Source organism: Geodermatophilus sp. URMC 62 (assembly GCF_052931475.1).
Genome location: NZ_JBRFHY010000001.1, coordinates 2465827 through 2479811 on the forward strand (window position 1 = coordinate 2465827; position 13985 = coordinate 2479811).

Sequence of the window (13985 nt, forward strand, 5' to 3'; positions counted from 1 at the left end):
CTCGTGCGAGGAGATGTGCTGGCCGCTGAACAGGACGCCTTCGCGGCCCTGGCCGCCGGAGCGGACCTGACCCTGCCGGTGCCGGCGTGCGCGTCGTGGAGCGCAGGGGCTCTGGTGCGCCACGTCAGTGCGGTGCACCGCTGGGCGGCGGCCACGGCCCGCCTCGACCCGGACGCGCCGCTACCCGACCACGAGCCCTACGAGTGCAGGGCTGACCTTCTGGACTACCCCGCTGCAGCGAGTGATCTGCGCGCAGCGTTGACGGACACCGCGCGCCCGTGCCCCACGCTCGTCGGCCCGGGGACTGCTGCCTGGTGGGTGCGCAGACAGGTGCACGAGGTCCTGGTCCACCGGTTCGACCTCGCTGCTGCGCTGGGCGTGGAGGTGACGGCGGATTCGGCGGTGGCGGCTGACTGCATCGCCGAGGTCGTCGACACGCTGCAGCCGCGCCAGGTGCGCCTGGGCCGGATGGCAGCTGCAGAGGTGGGAGTGCGGCTGCGCACGCCGACCGGGGTGTGGCAGGTGGGCGCAGACCCCGTGGCGGAGGTGGCCGGGCCGGAGATCGCCGTGGCGCTCCTGCTGTGGCGGCGCATCCCGCTGCACGACCCGAGCATCACCGTCACCGGTGACCGTGTCACCGCCGCTGCCTTTCTGGCTCAGCCGTTGACCCCGTGACGGCGCGCCGAGCTCCCCGATCCGCCACGCCCGGCTGGTGAGCGACGCGGTGCGTCCCACGAGATGATCCCTGACCGGCACGTGTTGAGCGTTCCGCGAGGTGAAGGGCTGATCGGTGAACGCGGACGTGTCGGCGGTTGGTGCCGGCATCCGGGACATGGTCACTGAGGATGTCGATGCCGAGGTCGGTGTGCCCACCCGCTGCTCGCGGGTCGATCCCTGGGTGATCAGTCGGGACACCGACGCCGAGATCACTTTTCTGACCGCAGCCTTCGGGGCCGCGGAGACCCCAGGGTCGCGGGTGCTTGGGCCCGACGGTCGGATCGGCCACGTCGAGGTCGAGCTCGGGGACGCGGTGATCATGTTGTTCGACGCTCAGCCTGGTTGGCCGTCGACGCCGGCGCACCTGCGCGTGTACGTGGCGAGCGCCCGGGATGCGTTCGAGCGTGCCGTGGCGGTGGGGGCGGAGCCGGTCACCAGGCCGACCGACTTGGCCTTCGGTGAGCGGGTTGCGCGGGTACGGGACCCGCAGGGGCACCTGTGGTGGATTCACCAGCGATTGGAGGACGTCTCCGTCGACGACCTCGCCGGGCGCTTCGCCAGGCCTTCGGCCCACGAGGCGATGAGCTACGTGCAACGCTCCCTGACCACAGAGTTGTCACGCCCCCGTTGAGCCGCTGTCCGCGGACGGTGATCGTCACGGGATTCCGGTCGCATGGCTCGTCGCCACGACGTCACTCGCGCAGGCGACAACCTCGACGCTTACGGGGGATCCCCAACCGGCACCCCGACGCACTGATGCAGAGGTTGTGCACACCGGCCGGATGGTCCGGGGTCGGGCACCGTCGAGATCACCCCCGCGCGCAGCGGTGGTCCGCGCCGGCTGCCGTCCGTTGCTGCGGCGGTTCGCCGCCGTCGCCCGCGACTACGCCGGCTGAGGTGCGGTGCCGTCCTGGGTTCGGGCGCGCCGTTCGAGGCGTAGTCGCAGGCCGTCGAGCATGAGGCGCAAACCGTCCTCGAACCGCTCATCCTCGCCGCCGGCGGTGCGGGTCGCCGCGACCACGGTGGGGAACGCGCTGAGGTCGGCGACGCGCGGCTCCTCGAGCGGCCGGTCCGCCGCCGCCTGGGTCTCCAGGACGTCGCCGAGGAGGAACGAGCCGAGCGCGGTGATCACGCGCACGGCCTCACCGGGCTCCAGGCCGGCGTCCACCAGCACGGCGAGGGTGCGCTCGATCCCGGGGAGGGCGTCGTCCGTCGGTCGGTTGCCGGCCACCACCTGGACGCTGTCGCGGTGGGACAGCAGCAGCGCGCGGCGGACGCGAAAGCTCTCCGCGAGCCACTCGAGCACCGATTCGCCCTCCCGCGGCGCGCGGGTGCTCTCCGGTACCTCGGCCAGCACCTGCTCGGCGATCAGGTCGAGCAGGTGCCGTTTGTCCTTGACGTGCCAGTAGAGCGTCGGCGCGCTGACGCCCAGGCGGCCCGCGACCGCGCGCAGGGTCAGCCCAGCCAGGCCCTCGTCGTCGAGCACCTCGACGGCGGCCTGGACGACGTCGGCTCTGGAGATCGGCACGCTTGACACTCTAACGATGTTAGAGAAACCTGTGCGCGTGACTCTAACAGCGTTAGGGACCCCAGCAGGGGATGCCCTCGTCGACCGGCCGCCCGCGGTCGAGGCGAAAGGCCTGGTCAAGACGTTCGATCAGGTCGAGGCCGTCCGAGGCATCGACCTGTCGGTGCGGGCGGGGGAGCTCTTCGGCTTCCTCGGCCCCAACGGCGCCGGCAAGTCCACCACCATCAAGATCCTCTGCACCCTGCTGCGACCGACCGCCGGCGGTGCGCGGGTCGCCGGCTTCGATGTGGTGCGCGAGCGCACCGAGGTGCGCCGGCACATCGGGCTGGTCTTCCAGGAGACGACGCTCGACGACTACCTGACCGCCGAGCAGAACCTGCGCTTCCACGCCGACATCTACGGCATGCCGAAGGCGGACGTCGCACCGCGCATCGACGCGGTCCTCGAGATGGTCGGGCTGACCGATCGATGTGAGTCCAAGGTGCGCACCTTCTCCGGCGGCATGAAGCGCCGGCTGGAGATCGCCCGCGGCCTGCTGCACTCCCCGCGCGTGCTGTTCCTGGACGAGCCGACGATCGGGCTGGACCCGGAGTCGCGCGCCTCACTGTGGCGCTACGTCGACCGGCTGCGCGCCGAGGAGGACATCACCGTCTTCCTGACCACGCACTACATGGACGAGGCCGAGCGCTGCGACCGCATCGCCATCGTCGATGCCGGTCGGATCGGGGCACTCGACACCCCGTCCGCGCTCAAGGCGAGCGTGGGGCACGACCGGGTGCGAGTGGCCACCGTCGACGACGACGCCGCCGAGGCGCTCCTCCGCGAGCGGCTGGGTGTGGAGACCACGCGGGAGGGCGGCGCGCTCGTCGTCCTCACCCCGGACGGCGAGGAGTTCGTGCCCCGGCTGTTCGAGTTCGGACTCACCGTGCGCTCGGTCAGCGTGGCTCGACCGACGCTCGACGACGTGTTCCTGGCCTACACCGGCGCCCGGATGGCCGACCGGCAGGCCGCCGCCCCCGGACGGGGTAACCGGCTGTTCCCCGGAGGCGGGCGATGACCACGACGATCGCTCCGGTCCAGCTCGCCGGCCGCGGCCTACGGCACGAGCTCCGCGCGGTGAAGGTGGTCTGGTACCGCGACGTCCTGCGGTTCCGCACCGACCGCGGGCGGATCATCTCCTCGTTCGTGCAGCCGCTGCTGTTCCTCTTCGTGCTGGGCAAAGGCCTCGGCGCGAGCATCGGCGGGGGCGGCTTCGGCGGCGCGGATTACTCGACGTTCCTCTTTCCGGGCGTGCTGGCCACCTCGGTCATGTTCACCGCGGTCTTCTCGGCGATCTCGATCGTCTGGGACCGGGAGCTCGGCTTCCTGCGCGAGATGATGGTCGCGCCGATCAGTCGCACCAGCATCGTGCTGGGCAAGGCGCTGGGTGGCGCGACGGTGGCGACGGCGCAGTCGGTCGTGCTGCTGGCGCTGGCCGGCCTGGTCGGCGTCCCGTACGCGCCGCTGATGATCGTCGGCTCGATCGCGCTGCTGTTCGTCATCGCGTTCACGCTCACGGCGCTGGGCCTGGTGATCGCGGTGCGAGTGGAACAGATCCAGACCGTGATGCCGCGGGTGCAGCTGCTGCTCGCGCCGTTGATGTTCCTGTCGGGGGCCTTCTTCCCGGTCAGCAGCGCCCTGCCGGCCTGGCTGCACGGCCTCGCCCTGGTCAACCCGATCACCTACGGCGTCGACGCCGTCCGCAGGCTGGTCCTGCACTACGTCGACGCCGGCTCGGGCGCCGCGGTCGCGCTGCACTGGGGTTCGTGGACGGTACCCGTCTGGCTCGACGTGGTGATCGTCGGCGGGATGGGCGGCCTGCTCCTCGCCGTCGCCGCCTGGCTGTTCAGCAAGACGGACTAGATGACTGATTCCGAGGGGTCCTGGCGACGGCCGGTGTGATCACGGGCGAGGGTGTTCAGGCTTGGCGCTGCTGACCCAACGTCGAGCCGGGAGGCCCTCGTGGACGCCGACCTGGACACCCTCGCCACGGCACTGTGTGCCCGCACCGATGACCTGCTGAAGGCCTCGCCGCAGCGGCTCCCGTGGCGCCCGGCGGCGGGCATCGCTCCCCGGCTCAGCGATGCCGAGCTGGTGACCCTGGCGGTGCTGCAGGCGCTGCTGGGGTTCACCAGCGGGGCCCGCTGGCTGCGCTTCGCCGACCAGCAGCTGCGCCCGCTGTTTCCCTACCTGCCGCACCAGCCCGGCTACAACAAGCGGCTGCGCCGGCTGGCCGGCACCCTGACCTGGCTGATCCGCCAGCTCGCCGTCGACACCAGCATCTTCGCCGATGACGTGTGGGTGATCGACTCCACGCCGATCGAATGGCCGATCGAATGCGCCCGTTCCCGTGAGGCGGTGCGGCGCTCGGAGCTGGCCGGCTGGGCCGAGTACGGCTACTGCGCCAGCCACACCCGCTACTTCTGGGGGCTGCGGCTGCACCTGATCGCCACCTTGCACGGGCTACCGGTCGGCTTCGCGTCTCCGGCGCCACAGCCGACGAACGCCAGGTGCTGCTGGACCTGCTCGGCGCCGACCCCGCCCTCCTCGCCGGCCATGCCGGACAGCTGCTCATCACCGACAAGCACGACTACGGCCGCCGCTTCGACGCCGAGCTGGCGACGCCGGGCTCAGGCTGCTGCGCCGCCCCCGCCGCGGAGAACCCGACCGGCCCGGCGCATCGGTGTTCAAGCCACTGCGCCAGACCGTCGAGTCGGTCTTCGACACCCTCACAGGCCAGCTCGACCTCGAGCTGCACGGCGGCCACACCCCGGCCGGAGTCCTGATCCGGGTGCTGCAGCGCCTGCTGGCCCTGACCGCGGTCATCTGGCACAACGACCACACCGGCCAGACCGTCCGACGATCGCTACTCGCCTACGACCACTGACCCTTGGAATCAGTCTTCCGGCCGCTGACCAGCGCTTTTGCGGTGCCCCCGGCAGGATTCGAACCTGCGACACACGGTTTAGGAAACCGATGCTCTATCCCCTGAGCTACGGGGGCTCGCCGGCCGGCGGCCGGGTGGGGGTGCCGGTCGAGGCTAGCGGGCCGGGATCGGCTTCCGGGTGGCGGTGCCGGTCGGAGCGGGCGGTGTCCGGCACCTGCCCGCGGCGCCTCAGGGGAACTACCGTCGGTCCATGGTGGTCGCGCTGGCCGAGCTGCTGGTCCTCCTGCTGCTCGCAGGCCTCCTGCTCTACGCCCTGGGCACCTCGTCGGCACGCCCGTCCGACTCCGGCCCTGCCCGGCTGTCCGGACGCCGGCGCGCCGGCCCGGCCGACGCGGTCGCCCGCGCGCGCTGGGCCCCGGCACACGACGAGGTCGACGGGCAGACGCGGGTGCTGCTGCGGCGTGCGTACGCCGGCCCGGACGGGCTGCCGGTCGTGCTCGAGGACCGGGTCTACACGGCCTTTCCGTCAGGCGACCCGGCCTGGGAGGCGCGCTTCACCGAGGCCATGGCCGGCGCCCGGTTCCGCTGCTCGTACCTCAACGCGGAGGAGTCCGTGAACTGAGCGGTCCGGTCGGCCGTCTCCTCGACCAGCCGCACGATCGTCCGCGGCCGGTCCGACTGCGGCGCGTGACCCGCCCAGACCAGCGGCACGAACTTCGAACCCGGCGTCAGCGGCAGGTAGCGCACCGTCTGTCCCGACGAGATCCAGTCGGCCACCCCCTGCACCAGGGTGACCGGGCAGTCGATGCGGTCCAGACCCCGAGGGACGTCGAGCAGCAGGCCCCAGAGCAGCGTGCGCCAGAAGTCCCGGGAGTCGGCGAACCCCTCGCGCGCCCCGATGGCCTCCTCGGGGGACGTGGACCACGGGCGCGCCTTCAGCGGCCCCAGCAGGGCGGCCCGGCCGAGTGCCGAGCGGGACAGCGGGGCGACCAGCGGTGCGGCGGTGCGCATGACGACCCGGGCCAGGGCCATGCCGCTGCCCTGCGCGACCCGCTCCGGCGGCACGTTCAGCCCGGACGGCGCGATCGCCACGACCGACCGCGCGCGGCCGCGACGGGCCAGCTCCAGCGCGACACGGGCGCCGAGGGAGTTGCCGAGGACGTGCACCGACCCGACGCCCTCGTCGTCCAGCGTCCGCTCGACGGCGTCGGTGATCGCCGCGACCGTGGGCCGCTCCTCCAGGGCCGGGGACCGGCCCACTCCGGGGAGGTCGACGTCGATCACGTCGAAGCGGTCGGTGAGCAGGGGGACGACGGCGGTGAAGTCGCGACGGGAGCTGCCCATGCCGTGCAGGAGCAGGAGGGGCTCGCCCGTGCCGGTGCGCGTCCGGGACAGCGGTGTGGTCACCCAGAACCCGTACCCGGCGACCGGCGAGCGGATCGGTGAACCTGATCACCCCACCGCCGCACCGGTCCGCGGACCGGCGCGGTCCCCGATCGGCGGGGCAGGATGGGTGGCATGGGACAGGTCGTGGCCACCGCCGAACGCGTCGTCCGGGCTCCGGCTGAGCGGGTGCGCGCCGCGCTCGCCGACTACGCCGGCACCCGCTCGCGCGTGCTGCCCGGGCAGTTCAGCGACTACCGCCTCGAGGCCGGTGGGCAGGGCTCGGGCACCCGCGTGCACTGGCGGTTCGCCGCGACCTCGAGGCGGGTGCGCGACCAGTCGATCGAGGTCAGCGAGCCCGACGGCAACCTGGTCGAGCGCGACACCCGCTCGTCGATGGTGACCACCTGGACGGTCACCCCGGCCGACGTCGGCAGCAGCACCGTGCGGGTGCGCACCACCTGGGACGGCGCGAGCGGCGTCGGCGGCTTCTTCGAGCGCACCTTCGCGCCCCGGGGCCTGCGCCGCGTGTACGACGACCTGCTGGGCCGGCTGGAGCGGGAGCTCGGCGCCGCCTCCTGAGGTCGCGGCACGGCGCGTCGTCGCGGGGGACCATGGGCCGGTGACCGCCGCCCTCCCCGCCGTCGAGCCGACCGGGACCCCGGTCGCCGGGCTCGACGAGCTGACCGACCTGGTCGCCGACGGCGACGTCCTCGTCCTCTCCGGCGCCGGCCTGTCCACCGACTCCGGCATCCCCGACTACCGCGGCGCCACCGGCTCGCTGCGCCGGCACACCCCGATGACCTGGCAGACCTTCCGCCGCGACCCCCGCGGCCGGCACCGCTACTGGGCGCGCAGCTACGTCGGCTGGCCGCAGATGGCCGCCGCCCGGCCCAACGCCGGGCACTCCGCCGTCGCGCGGCTGCAGCGGGCCGGGCTGCTCGGCGGCGTCGTCACCCAGAACGTCGACGGGCTGCACCAGGCCGCCGGCGCCCGCGACGTCGTCGAGCTGCACGGCGGCCTGGACCGCACCGTCTGCCTGGCCTGCGGCGACGTCGCCGGCCGCGCCGGGCTGCACCGGCGGCTGCGCGCGGCCAACCCCGGCTTCGGCCCGCGCGCCGACGAGGTCAACCCCGACGGCGACGCCGAGCTGCCCGACGAGGTGCTCGACGGCTTCGTCATGGTCGACTGCACCGCCTGCGGCGCCGGCCCGCTCAAGCCCGACGTCGTCTTCTTCGGCGAGACCGTGCCGCGCGACCGGGTCGACACCTGCTTCCGGATGCTCGAGGAGTCCGCGAGCCTGGTGGTCCTCGGCTCCTCGCTGACCGTCATGAGCGGCTACCGGTTCGTGCTGCGCGCCGCCGAGCTCGGCATCCCGGTGGCCCTGGTCAACCTCGGCCCGACCCGCGCCGACGCGAAGGCCGACGTCCGCGTCGACGCCCCGCTGGGCACCGTCCTGCCGGAGCTCGCCGACCGCTGCGGCGCGTGACCCGCCGGGAGCGGGAGGACCTCCCTGCCCCCCAGCGCTCGCAGGCTCGCGCCGGGCCCCTGCAGGGAGGCCGGCTCACCGGCGACGGCCGCTGGATCGTCGTCGACGGGCGGCGGTGGCGGGCGGCCGACCCCTCGCTGCCCGACGACGTCCGTGCGCGGCTGCTCTCGCACCTCGGCGCCGCCCGCTCGGCGGTGCGGACGGCGACCGACCCCGCCGAGGTCCGCGCCGCCCGCGACCGGGTGCAGCTGGCCAAGACCGGGCTCGGCGAGCGCGGGCCGGCCTGGTGGGACCAGGACGACGACGCCCGCCGCGCCCGCTGGGAGGCCGCGCTGGAGGCGCTCGGCGGTTGACCGCGCGCCGGGGCGGGCAGGAAGCGCGGCGATGCAGACCTTCCTGCCGGTGTCCGACTTCGTGGAGAGCGCCCGGCTGCTCGACTCCCCGCGCTTGGGCAAGCAGCGGGTCGAGACCCTCCAGGTGCTGCGCGCCCTCGAGCTGCCCGACTACGGCTGGACCTCCCACCCGGTCGTGCGCATGTGGCGCGGGCGGACGGCGGCGCTGGTCGGCTACGGCCTGGCGATGGTGCGGGTCTGGCGCGAGCGCGGGTTCGCCGACAGCACGCAGACGCTGATCGCCGAGTTCGCCCCCGACGTCGCCGGGGCTCCCCAGGACGAGCTCGCCCGCGCCGGCCTGCTGCCCTCCTGGGTCGGTGACGAGGCGCTGCACCTGTCGCACCGGTCGAACCTGCTGGCGAAGGACCCGGAGTTCTACCGGCCGCTGTTCCAGCCCCTCTTCGGCGCCGAGCCCGAGGACCTGCCCTACGTGTGGCCCGGCCCCGACGACGTCCCGGCGGCGGCCGAGCCGGAGGGCACGCGGGTGTGGGTGGTGCGGCCGCGGGCGCACAACGAGCTCGGCGCGTGCCTGGCCGCGGGCGTCGTCGGCCTGGGCACCCAGTCCGGGGTCGACGTCGACGCCACCGGCGTGTCCCCGGCCGAGCTGCGGGCCCTCGCCAAGGAGCTGTCGGGACGGCGGCCGAGCAAGGACCTGCGCCAGCTGTCGACCTTCCTCGACGAGATCCGCCCCGGCGACCCCGTCGCGCTGCCCGTCGAGCACGGCGCCGGCCTGCTCGTGGGCGAGGTCCTCGGCGACTACCTGTTCGAGGGCCGCGAGCTGCTGCCGCACCGCCGGCCCGCCCGCTGGGACCGCGTGGTGCCGCGGTCGGCCGCCCGCCCGCCGGCCACGCTGCAGGACCCCCGGGCGCTGTTCTCCGTGGTGATCGACCCCGACGTGCTGCCCCCCGCGCTGGCCGGCACGACCTACCGGGAGCCGGCGCTGCCGCTCGTGTGACCCAGCGTCTCCGCCAGCACGGCCGCGGCCCGCTCCCGCCGCTCCGGGTGCCCGGCGGCGACGACGGTCCACCACGCCGCCGCGTGCAGCCGGCGCAGCTCCAGCCACGGCGCCAGCGCGGCGTCCGACGGGCCGCCCAGCGCGTCGAGCGCGGCCCGGCCGTCGAGCCGGGAGGTGCTGCGCAGGCAGGCGAGGTCCCACTCGACCGGGCCGGCGCAGGTGTCCTCGAGGTCGGTCCAGCGCCAGCCGTCCGGCGTCGCGAGCAGGTTGCCGGGGTGGGCGTCGCCGTGCAGCGCCCGGGCCGGGCCGCCGAGCCGGGGCCGCAGCCGCTCGGCCCGCTCGGCGATCCGCGCGCGGACGGCGGGGGAGACGCCCCAGTCGCCGGCCCGCTCGGCGAAGACGGCGAGATCGTCGAGCGGGGTGTCCAGCGGCGGGCCGGTCGCGGGGAGGCCGGCGAGCACGTCGTGCAGGGCGGTGAGCGCCGCGGCGACGTCGCCGGGCGCGGGTGCCTGCGGGCGGACCTCGACGTGCTGCCAGAAGGCGAGCACCAGCCCGTCGTGCTCGTGCGGGCCCGGTGGCAGCAGGTCGCTGGGTGGGACGACGGCCGCCCCGGCCGCGGCCAGGGCTGCCGCGAGGGCGACCTCGCGGCCGAACGGGCGGGCCGGGTCGGGGCGCAGCAGCGGCGTCAGGGTCGCCACCCGCGCCACCACCGGCGCCGGGGCGAGGTGCACGACGACGTTGACCCCGTCGTGCAGCACCCGCGCCCCGGCCGCCTGGAGGCCGTGCGCCGCCGCCACGGCCGTGGCCGCGGCGACGGCACGCGCGCGGCGCCCCGCGGTGTCGTCCCGTCCGGCCCCGCTCACGCCCCCGGCAGCGGCACGTTCTGCAGGCGCACCTGGCCGCGGGCGACGAGCTTGCCGTCCTCCGCGCGGGTGAGCAGCACCTGCCACAGCTGCAGGGTGCGGCCCTGCTGGACGGGCTCGGCGACGACGTCGAGCCGGCCGGTGGTCGTCGGCCGGAGGAAGTCGGTGCTGTTGTTGACCCCGACGGCGAACTGGCCGCGGTCGGCGACGGCGACGCTGGCCCCGATCGACGCCGCCGACTCGATCACCGTGCAGTAGACGCCGCCGTGCACCACGCCCCACGGCGTGTGCTGGTCGGGGCCCAGCTCGACGGTGCCGGTGACCCGGGTACCGGTCATCTCGGCGGGCTCGAAACCCGTGGCCGCGACGAAGGCGCTGCTCGACGCGCGGTCGACCGCCGGGAGCTCCGGCCCGCTCACGCGTCCCACACCAGGCAGAAGGGGTGGCCCACCGGGTCGGCGTAGACGCGGAAGTCCCCGCCCCCGCCGGGCAGCTTGCGGGCGCCGAGCTCGAGCGCCGCGGGCTCGGCCGCCTCGATGTCGGCCACGCGCACGTCGAGGTGGAACTGCTGGGGCCGCCCGGGATCGGGCCAGTCCGGTGGCACCAGGTCCGGCGCCTGCTGGAAGGCCAGGCGGTGGCCCTGTCCGGTGACCACCACCCAGTCGTCGCCGGGGCCGCCCCTGCTCACCTCCATCCCGAGCAGGTCGGCGTAGAAGGTGGCGAGCGCGTGCGCGTCGGGCGCGTCGATCACGACGGAGTGCAGCTGGCCGATCATGGCCTCCATCCTGCTGGCTCCCGGTCCGGCCCACCCGCCGGGGACCTGCCGTTCGTCGCGGGGATCCGGCCACCGGGGCAGGATCGGGGGGTGCCGGACGACGACCTCCCCGTGCCCGCCCTCGGTTCCCTGACCTGGGTCCCTGCGGCCGAGCGGCCCGACCTGCTCGGCGAGCCGGTCGCCGCGGCGCTGCCGATCCTGACCGGCCCCGCCTGGGTGGCCCCGGTCGAGGACCACCTCGCCGACACCGCCGCCTTCACCGAGGCCTACGGGGTGCCCCCGGAGGCCTCGGCCAACTGCGTCGTCGTGGCCGCGCGCCGGGCAGGGCAGACGACGCTGGTCGCCTGCGTCGTCCTGGCCACCACCCGCGCCGACGTCAACGGCCTGGTCCGCCGGCACCTCGGCGCGCGCAAGGCCTCCTTCGCCCCGCAGGACGTCGCCGTCGCCGAGACCGGGATGGCCTTCGGCGGGATCACCCCCATCGGCCTGCCGGGAGGGTGGCCGGTGCTGGTCGACGCCGCGGTGGCCGCCGCCGACGTGGTCGTCGTCGGGTCGGGCACGCGCGGCGCCAAGCTCGCCGTCCCCGGGTCGGTGCTGGCCGCGCTGCCGGCCGCCGAGGTGCTCGACGGCCTCGGTGTGCCGGTGGAGGAGGCGCCCCCGCCGCCGCCGGCCGTGCCGGCCGAGCGGGCGCCCGACGACCGCGACGTCGGCTGGGGCGAGCGCCCCGACGAGCGCGACGACGACCGCCGCTGGCTGGAGGACCGCCCGCCGCACTGGGGCAGCGACTGACGCCCGGGCCGGGCACACGCCTCACGGCGGACCGGGACCGGCGGGGAGGCTGAGCGTGAGCGTCGCGGTGGTCGCCGCCGCAGCCAGGGCGGCGGCCGTGGGCTCGTCGACGGCGAGGACCAGCAGGCCCGCGTCGGCCGGCGTCCCCGCGCCCGCGGCGCCGTCCTCCGCGGTGGCCCGGGGCGCGGCCAGGACCAGCGCGGCGCGGGCGACCACCTCGGCCCGGACGCCACCGGCGGCGGTGGCGAGCACGTCGACCCGGTCACCGGTGGTGGCCAACCCGGCCACGGCCAGGTCGGCGAGCCGGACCGGCGCGGCGACCTGACCGGCCGGGAGCAGCGCGGTCAGGCCCGGGCCGACGAGCCGGACGTCGGTGAGGGGCTCACCGGCGCGCACCGGCGCGGCGAGCACCCGGCCGGCGAGCGCGGCGGGGTCGGCGGCGGCCCCCGTGGGGACCGCGGCGTCCGGCAGCTCGGCCGAGGCGAGGTCCGCCGTCGTCAGCACCGTGCCGGCCGGGAGGTCGGCGGCGGCGGTGACCACCGGGGTCCCCGGCGGCGGGACGGCGGCCGGTGCCGCGGGCGGGCGGAGGGCGAGCACCAGGGCGCCGACGGCGAGGGCCGCCGCCAGGCACCGGCGCAGGAGGGTGACGGGGGAGCGGGGTCGGCGCAGGCGCAGCACCGGCCCAGGTTCGACGTCCGGGGTCCCCGTGGGCGGCGGCGTCCGGGGTCTGTGGAGGACGCGCCCGGCTGTGGACGCGCCGTCGTCAGCCGGCGGCGGCCTTGCTCCCGCTCGAGGACGGCGTGCTGCTCGTGGACGACTCCTTCTTCGCCGTCGTCTTCGAGGAGTCCGACGACGAGCCCGACGACGAGCCCGAGGAGGACTCGGAGGGCGACGTCGTCGACGACGAGTCGCCGGCCGAGGCCTTCGAGCGGGAGTCGGTGCGGTAGAAGCCCGAGCCCTTGAAGACGACGCCGACCGAGCCGTACACCTTGCGCACCGGGGCGCCGCAGGTCGGGCACTCGGCCACGGGTGCGTCGGTGAAGGACTGCACGACCTCGAACTGGTGCCTGGCCTCGGGGTTGGTGCAGGCGTACTGGTACGTGGGCACGGCGGGACACTCCTGGGCGGACGGGTCGGCGGACCCGGTGCCGGCGGGAGCTGGCACTCGGGACCCTCGACTGCCAATGATGCGACACGCCCCGCGCGGCGTCCACGCACTGTCGGCGAGCGTCACGTCCGCGTCGTGCCGGGATCCGACGGCAGCGGGGTCCGGGGTGGCCGTGCGGCGGCGGGGGTGCCGCGGCGCGCACCGCGACCTGCTGCGCAGCCGCCGACCGGGTGAGCCGGCCCCGTGGACCCGTCGTCCCGACGAGGTCGGTACCGGTCCGGCCCTGGTGCCGTCCGCGCCGATGAGTTCCGGCCGGATCGCCGTTCGGTCCTGGTGCACCGTCGCCGCACGACGGACGGTGGTGCCCGGCACGAGGTGGACCGGGGACCCCGCGGCGGGCGGGACAACGGGACGACGGAGTCGGCGGAACGGGGCCGTACGCGCCGGTAACCTGCCGCGCGTGACACAGCCCTGGCTCGACGAGACGCAGCAGCGGGCGTGGCGAGCGTGGCTCACCGTCGCCGAGCTGCTGCCGCGCGAGCTCGACGCCCAGCTGCAGCGCGACGCCGGGCTCACGCACGCCGCCTACATCGTGCTCGCGATGCTCTCGGAGGCCCCCGGTCGCAGCCGCCGGATGAGCGACCTCGCCCGGCGGGCCAACCAGTCGCAGAGCCGCCTGTCGCACACCGTCGCCCGGCTCGAGGAGCGCGGGTGGGTGCGCCGCGAGCGGTCCGCCGACGACGGCCGCGGCAACGTCGCCGTCCTCACCGACGCCGGCTGGGACGTCGTCCGCGGCGTCGCCCCCGGACACGTCGCGGCCGTCCGGTCGGCGTTGTTCGACCCGCTCACCCGGCAGCAGACCGAGGCGCTGTGCGACGTCCTGGAGACCGTCGTCCAGGGCCTCGACCCCGACGCCAGCCGGCGGGTGGCCCACGGCAGCGACGTCGCCGGCTGACCGGCCGCAGCGTGGGGGTCGCGCCGGCGCCGGCGCGTCCTCCCGCACCGTGCGTCGTCCTCCCTCACCGCAGCGCGTCCTCCCTCACCGCCCACCGTGAGGGAG

The 13985-nt window shown here is 75.3% G+C and carries 18 protein-coding genes, 1 tRNA gene and 1 pseudogene; 12 read left to right on the plus strand and 8 right to left on the minus strand.

The genetic code is table 11. The annotated features are described in order from the left end of the window. The first annotated feature begins 15 nt into the window (after positions 1-15). Together ACU616_RS11860 and ACU616_RS11865 are read left to right on the plus strand one after the other, a co-directional pair. Positions 16-675 carry a maleylpyruvate isomerase family mycothiol-dependent enzyme gene (locus tag ACU616_RS11860; protein ID WP_446758663.1) on the plus strand — a complete coding sequence of 220 codons (660 nt, stop codon included), beginning with the start codon at positions 16-18 and terminating at the stop codon, positions 673-675. A 115-nt stretch (positions 676-790) separates the two neighbouring features. Then, positions 791-1348, plus strand: a complete 558-nt coding sequence (locus ACU616_RS11865; RefSeq protein WP_446758664.1) for a VOC family protein — start codon at positions 791-793, stop codon at positions 1346-1348. A gap of 252 nt (positions 1349-1600) precedes the next feature. Here ACU616_RS11865 and ACU616_RS11870 read toward each other — a convergent pair whose 3' ends face one another. Continuing rightward, entirely contained in the window at positions 1601-2245 is a 645-nt protein-coding gene (locus ACU616_RS11870; protein WP_446758665.1) for a TetR/AcrR family transcriptional regulator C-terminal domain-containing protein, read from the minus strand. Positions 2246-2282: 37 nt separating this feature from the next. Here ACU616_RS11870 and ACU616_RS11875 point away from each other — a divergent pair, with 37 nt between their 5' ends. The 3 genes and pseudogenes from ACU616_RS11875 to ACU616_RS11885 all read left to right on the plus strand — a co-directional run bounded on the left by ACU616_RS11875 (position 2283) and on the right by ACU616_RS11885 (position 5171). Beyond that, positions 2283-3302 (plus strand): ATP-binding cassette domain-containing protein, encoded by a 1020-nt coding sequence (locus tag ACU616_RS11875; protein WP_446758666.1) that lies wholly within the window; start codon positions 2283-2285, stop codon positions 3300-3302. Beyond that, positions 3299-4147 carry an ABC transporter permease gene (locus ACU616_RS11880; RefSeq protein ID WP_446758667.1) on the plus strand — a complete coding sequence of 283 codons (849 nt, stop codon included), beginning with the start codon at positions 3299-3301 and terminating at the stop codon, positions 4145-4147. The genes ACU616_RS11875 and ACU616_RS11880 overlap by 4 nt, the downstream gene beginning before the upstream one ends. Positions 4148-4246: 99 nt before the next feature. Continuing rightward, positions 4247-5171: pseudogene (locus ACU616_RS11885) on the plus strand (IS982 family transposase). Positions 5172-5214: 43 nt separating this feature from the next. Here ACU616_RS11885 and ACU616_RS11890 read toward each other — a convergent pair. Then, positions 5215-5287 (minus strand) — tRNA-Arg (locus tag ACU616_RS11890). A gap of 134 nt (positions 5288-5421) precedes the next feature. Between ACU616_RS11890 and ACU616_RS11895 the strand changes: the two genes are divergently transcribed. Beyond that, positions 5422-5793, plus strand: coding sequence for a hypothetical protein (locus ACU616_RS11895; RefSeq protein WP_446758668.1), 372 nt, complete (start codon positions 5422-5424; stop codon positions 5791-5793). Here ACU616_RS11895 and ACU616_RS11900 read toward each other — a convergent pair. Then, positions 5682-6578, minus strand: a complete 897-nt coding sequence (locus ACU616_RS11900) for an alpha/beta fold hydrolase (protein ID WP_446758669.1) — start codon at positions 6576-6578, stop codon at positions 5682-5684. The genes ACU616_RS11895 and ACU616_RS11900 overlap by 112 nt on opposite strands. Positions 6579-6689: 111 nt before the next feature. Here ACU616_RS11900 and ACU616_RS11905 point away from each other — a divergent pair, with 111 nt between their 5' ends. The 4 genes from ACU616_RS11905 to ACU616_RS11920 are packed head-to-tail and all read left to right on the plus strand — an operon-like array spanning position 6690 to position 9390. Continuing rightward, entirely contained in the window at positions 6690-7136 is a 447-nt protein-coding gene (locus ACU616_RS11905) for an SRPBCC family protein (protein ID WP_446758670.1), read from the plus strand. 40 nt (positions 7137-7176) lie between these two features. Then, a complete protein-coding gene (locus ACU616_RS11910) occupies positions 7177-8043 on the plus strand; it encodes an NAD-dependent protein deacetylase (RefSeq protein WP_446758671.1) in 867 nt (288 codons plus the stop codon). After that, on the plus strand, positions 8040-8396 hold the full coding sequence (locus ACU616_RS11915; RefSeq protein ID WP_446758672.1) for a biopolymer transporter Tol: 357 nt from the start codon (positions 8040-8042) through the stop codon (positions 8394-8396). Before ACU616_RS11910 ends, ACU616_RS11915 begins: the two co-directional genes overlap by 4 nt. 31 nt (positions 8397-8427) lie before the next feature. Continuing rightward, entirely contained in the window at positions 8428-9390 is a 963-nt protein-coding gene (locus ACU616_RS11920; protein WP_446758673.1) for an MSMEG_6728 family protein, read from the plus strand. Here ACU616_RS11920 and ACU616_RS11925 read toward each other — a convergent pair. The 3 genes from ACU616_RS11925 to ACU616_RS11935 are packed head-to-tail and all read right to left on the minus strand — an operon-like array spanning position 9360 to position 11028. Next, positions 9360-10253, minus strand: coding sequence for a phosphotransferase family protein (locus ACU616_RS11925; protein WP_446758674.1), 894 nt, complete (start codon positions 10251-10253; stop codon positions 9360-9362). The two genes, ACU616_RS11920 and ACU616_RS11925, sit on opposite strands and share 31 nt — an antisense overlap. After that, positions 10250-10672, minus strand: a complete 423-nt coding sequence (locus ACU616_RS11930; protein ID WP_446758675.1) for a PaaI family thioesterase — start codon at positions 10670-10672, stop codon at positions 10250-10252. Before ACU616_RS11930 ends, ACU616_RS11925 begins: the two co-directional genes overlap by 4 nt. Further along, positions 10669-11028 carry a VOC family protein gene (locus tag ACU616_RS11935; protein ID WP_446758676.1) on the minus strand — a complete coding sequence of 120 codons (360 nt, stop codon included), beginning with the start codon at positions 11026-11028 and terminating at the stop codon, positions 10669-10671. The genes ACU616_RS11930 and ACU616_RS11935 overlap by 4 nt, the downstream gene beginning before the upstream one ends. Before the next feature lie 90 nt (positions 11029-11118). Here ACU616_RS11935 and ACU616_RS11940 point away from each other — a divergent pair, with 90 nt between their 5' ends. Next, a complete protein-coding gene (locus tag ACU616_RS11940; protein ID WP_446758677.1) occupies positions 11119-11817 on the plus strand; it encodes a YbaK/EbsC family protein in 699 nt (232 codons plus the stop codon). Between the two features lie 21 nt (positions 11818-11838). Here the strand turns inward: ACU616_RS11940 and cpaB are convergent, their stop codons facing one another. Then, positions 11839-12495 (minus strand): Flp pilus assembly protein CpaB, encoded by a 657-nt coding sequence (gene cpaB / locus ACU616_RS11945; protein ID WP_446758678.1) that lies wholly within the window; start codon positions 12493-12495, stop codon positions 11839-11841. A gap of 85 nt (positions 12496-12580) precedes the next feature. Next, entirely contained in the window at positions 12581-12925 is a 345-nt protein-coding gene (locus ACU616_RS11950; RefSeq protein ID WP_446758679.1) for an FmdB family zinc ribbon protein, read from the minus strand. A 460-nt stretch (positions 12926-13385) separates the two neighbouring features. Between ACU616_RS11950 and ACU616_RS11955 the strand changes: the two genes are divergently transcribed. Beyond that, on the plus strand, positions 13386-13880 hold the full coding sequence (locus ACU616_RS11955) for a MarR family winged helix-turn-helix transcriptional regulator (protein ID WP_446758680.1): 495 nt from the start codon (positions 13386-13388) through the stop codon (positions 13878-13880). The last annotated feature ends 105 nt before the right edge of the window (positions 13881-13985 follow it).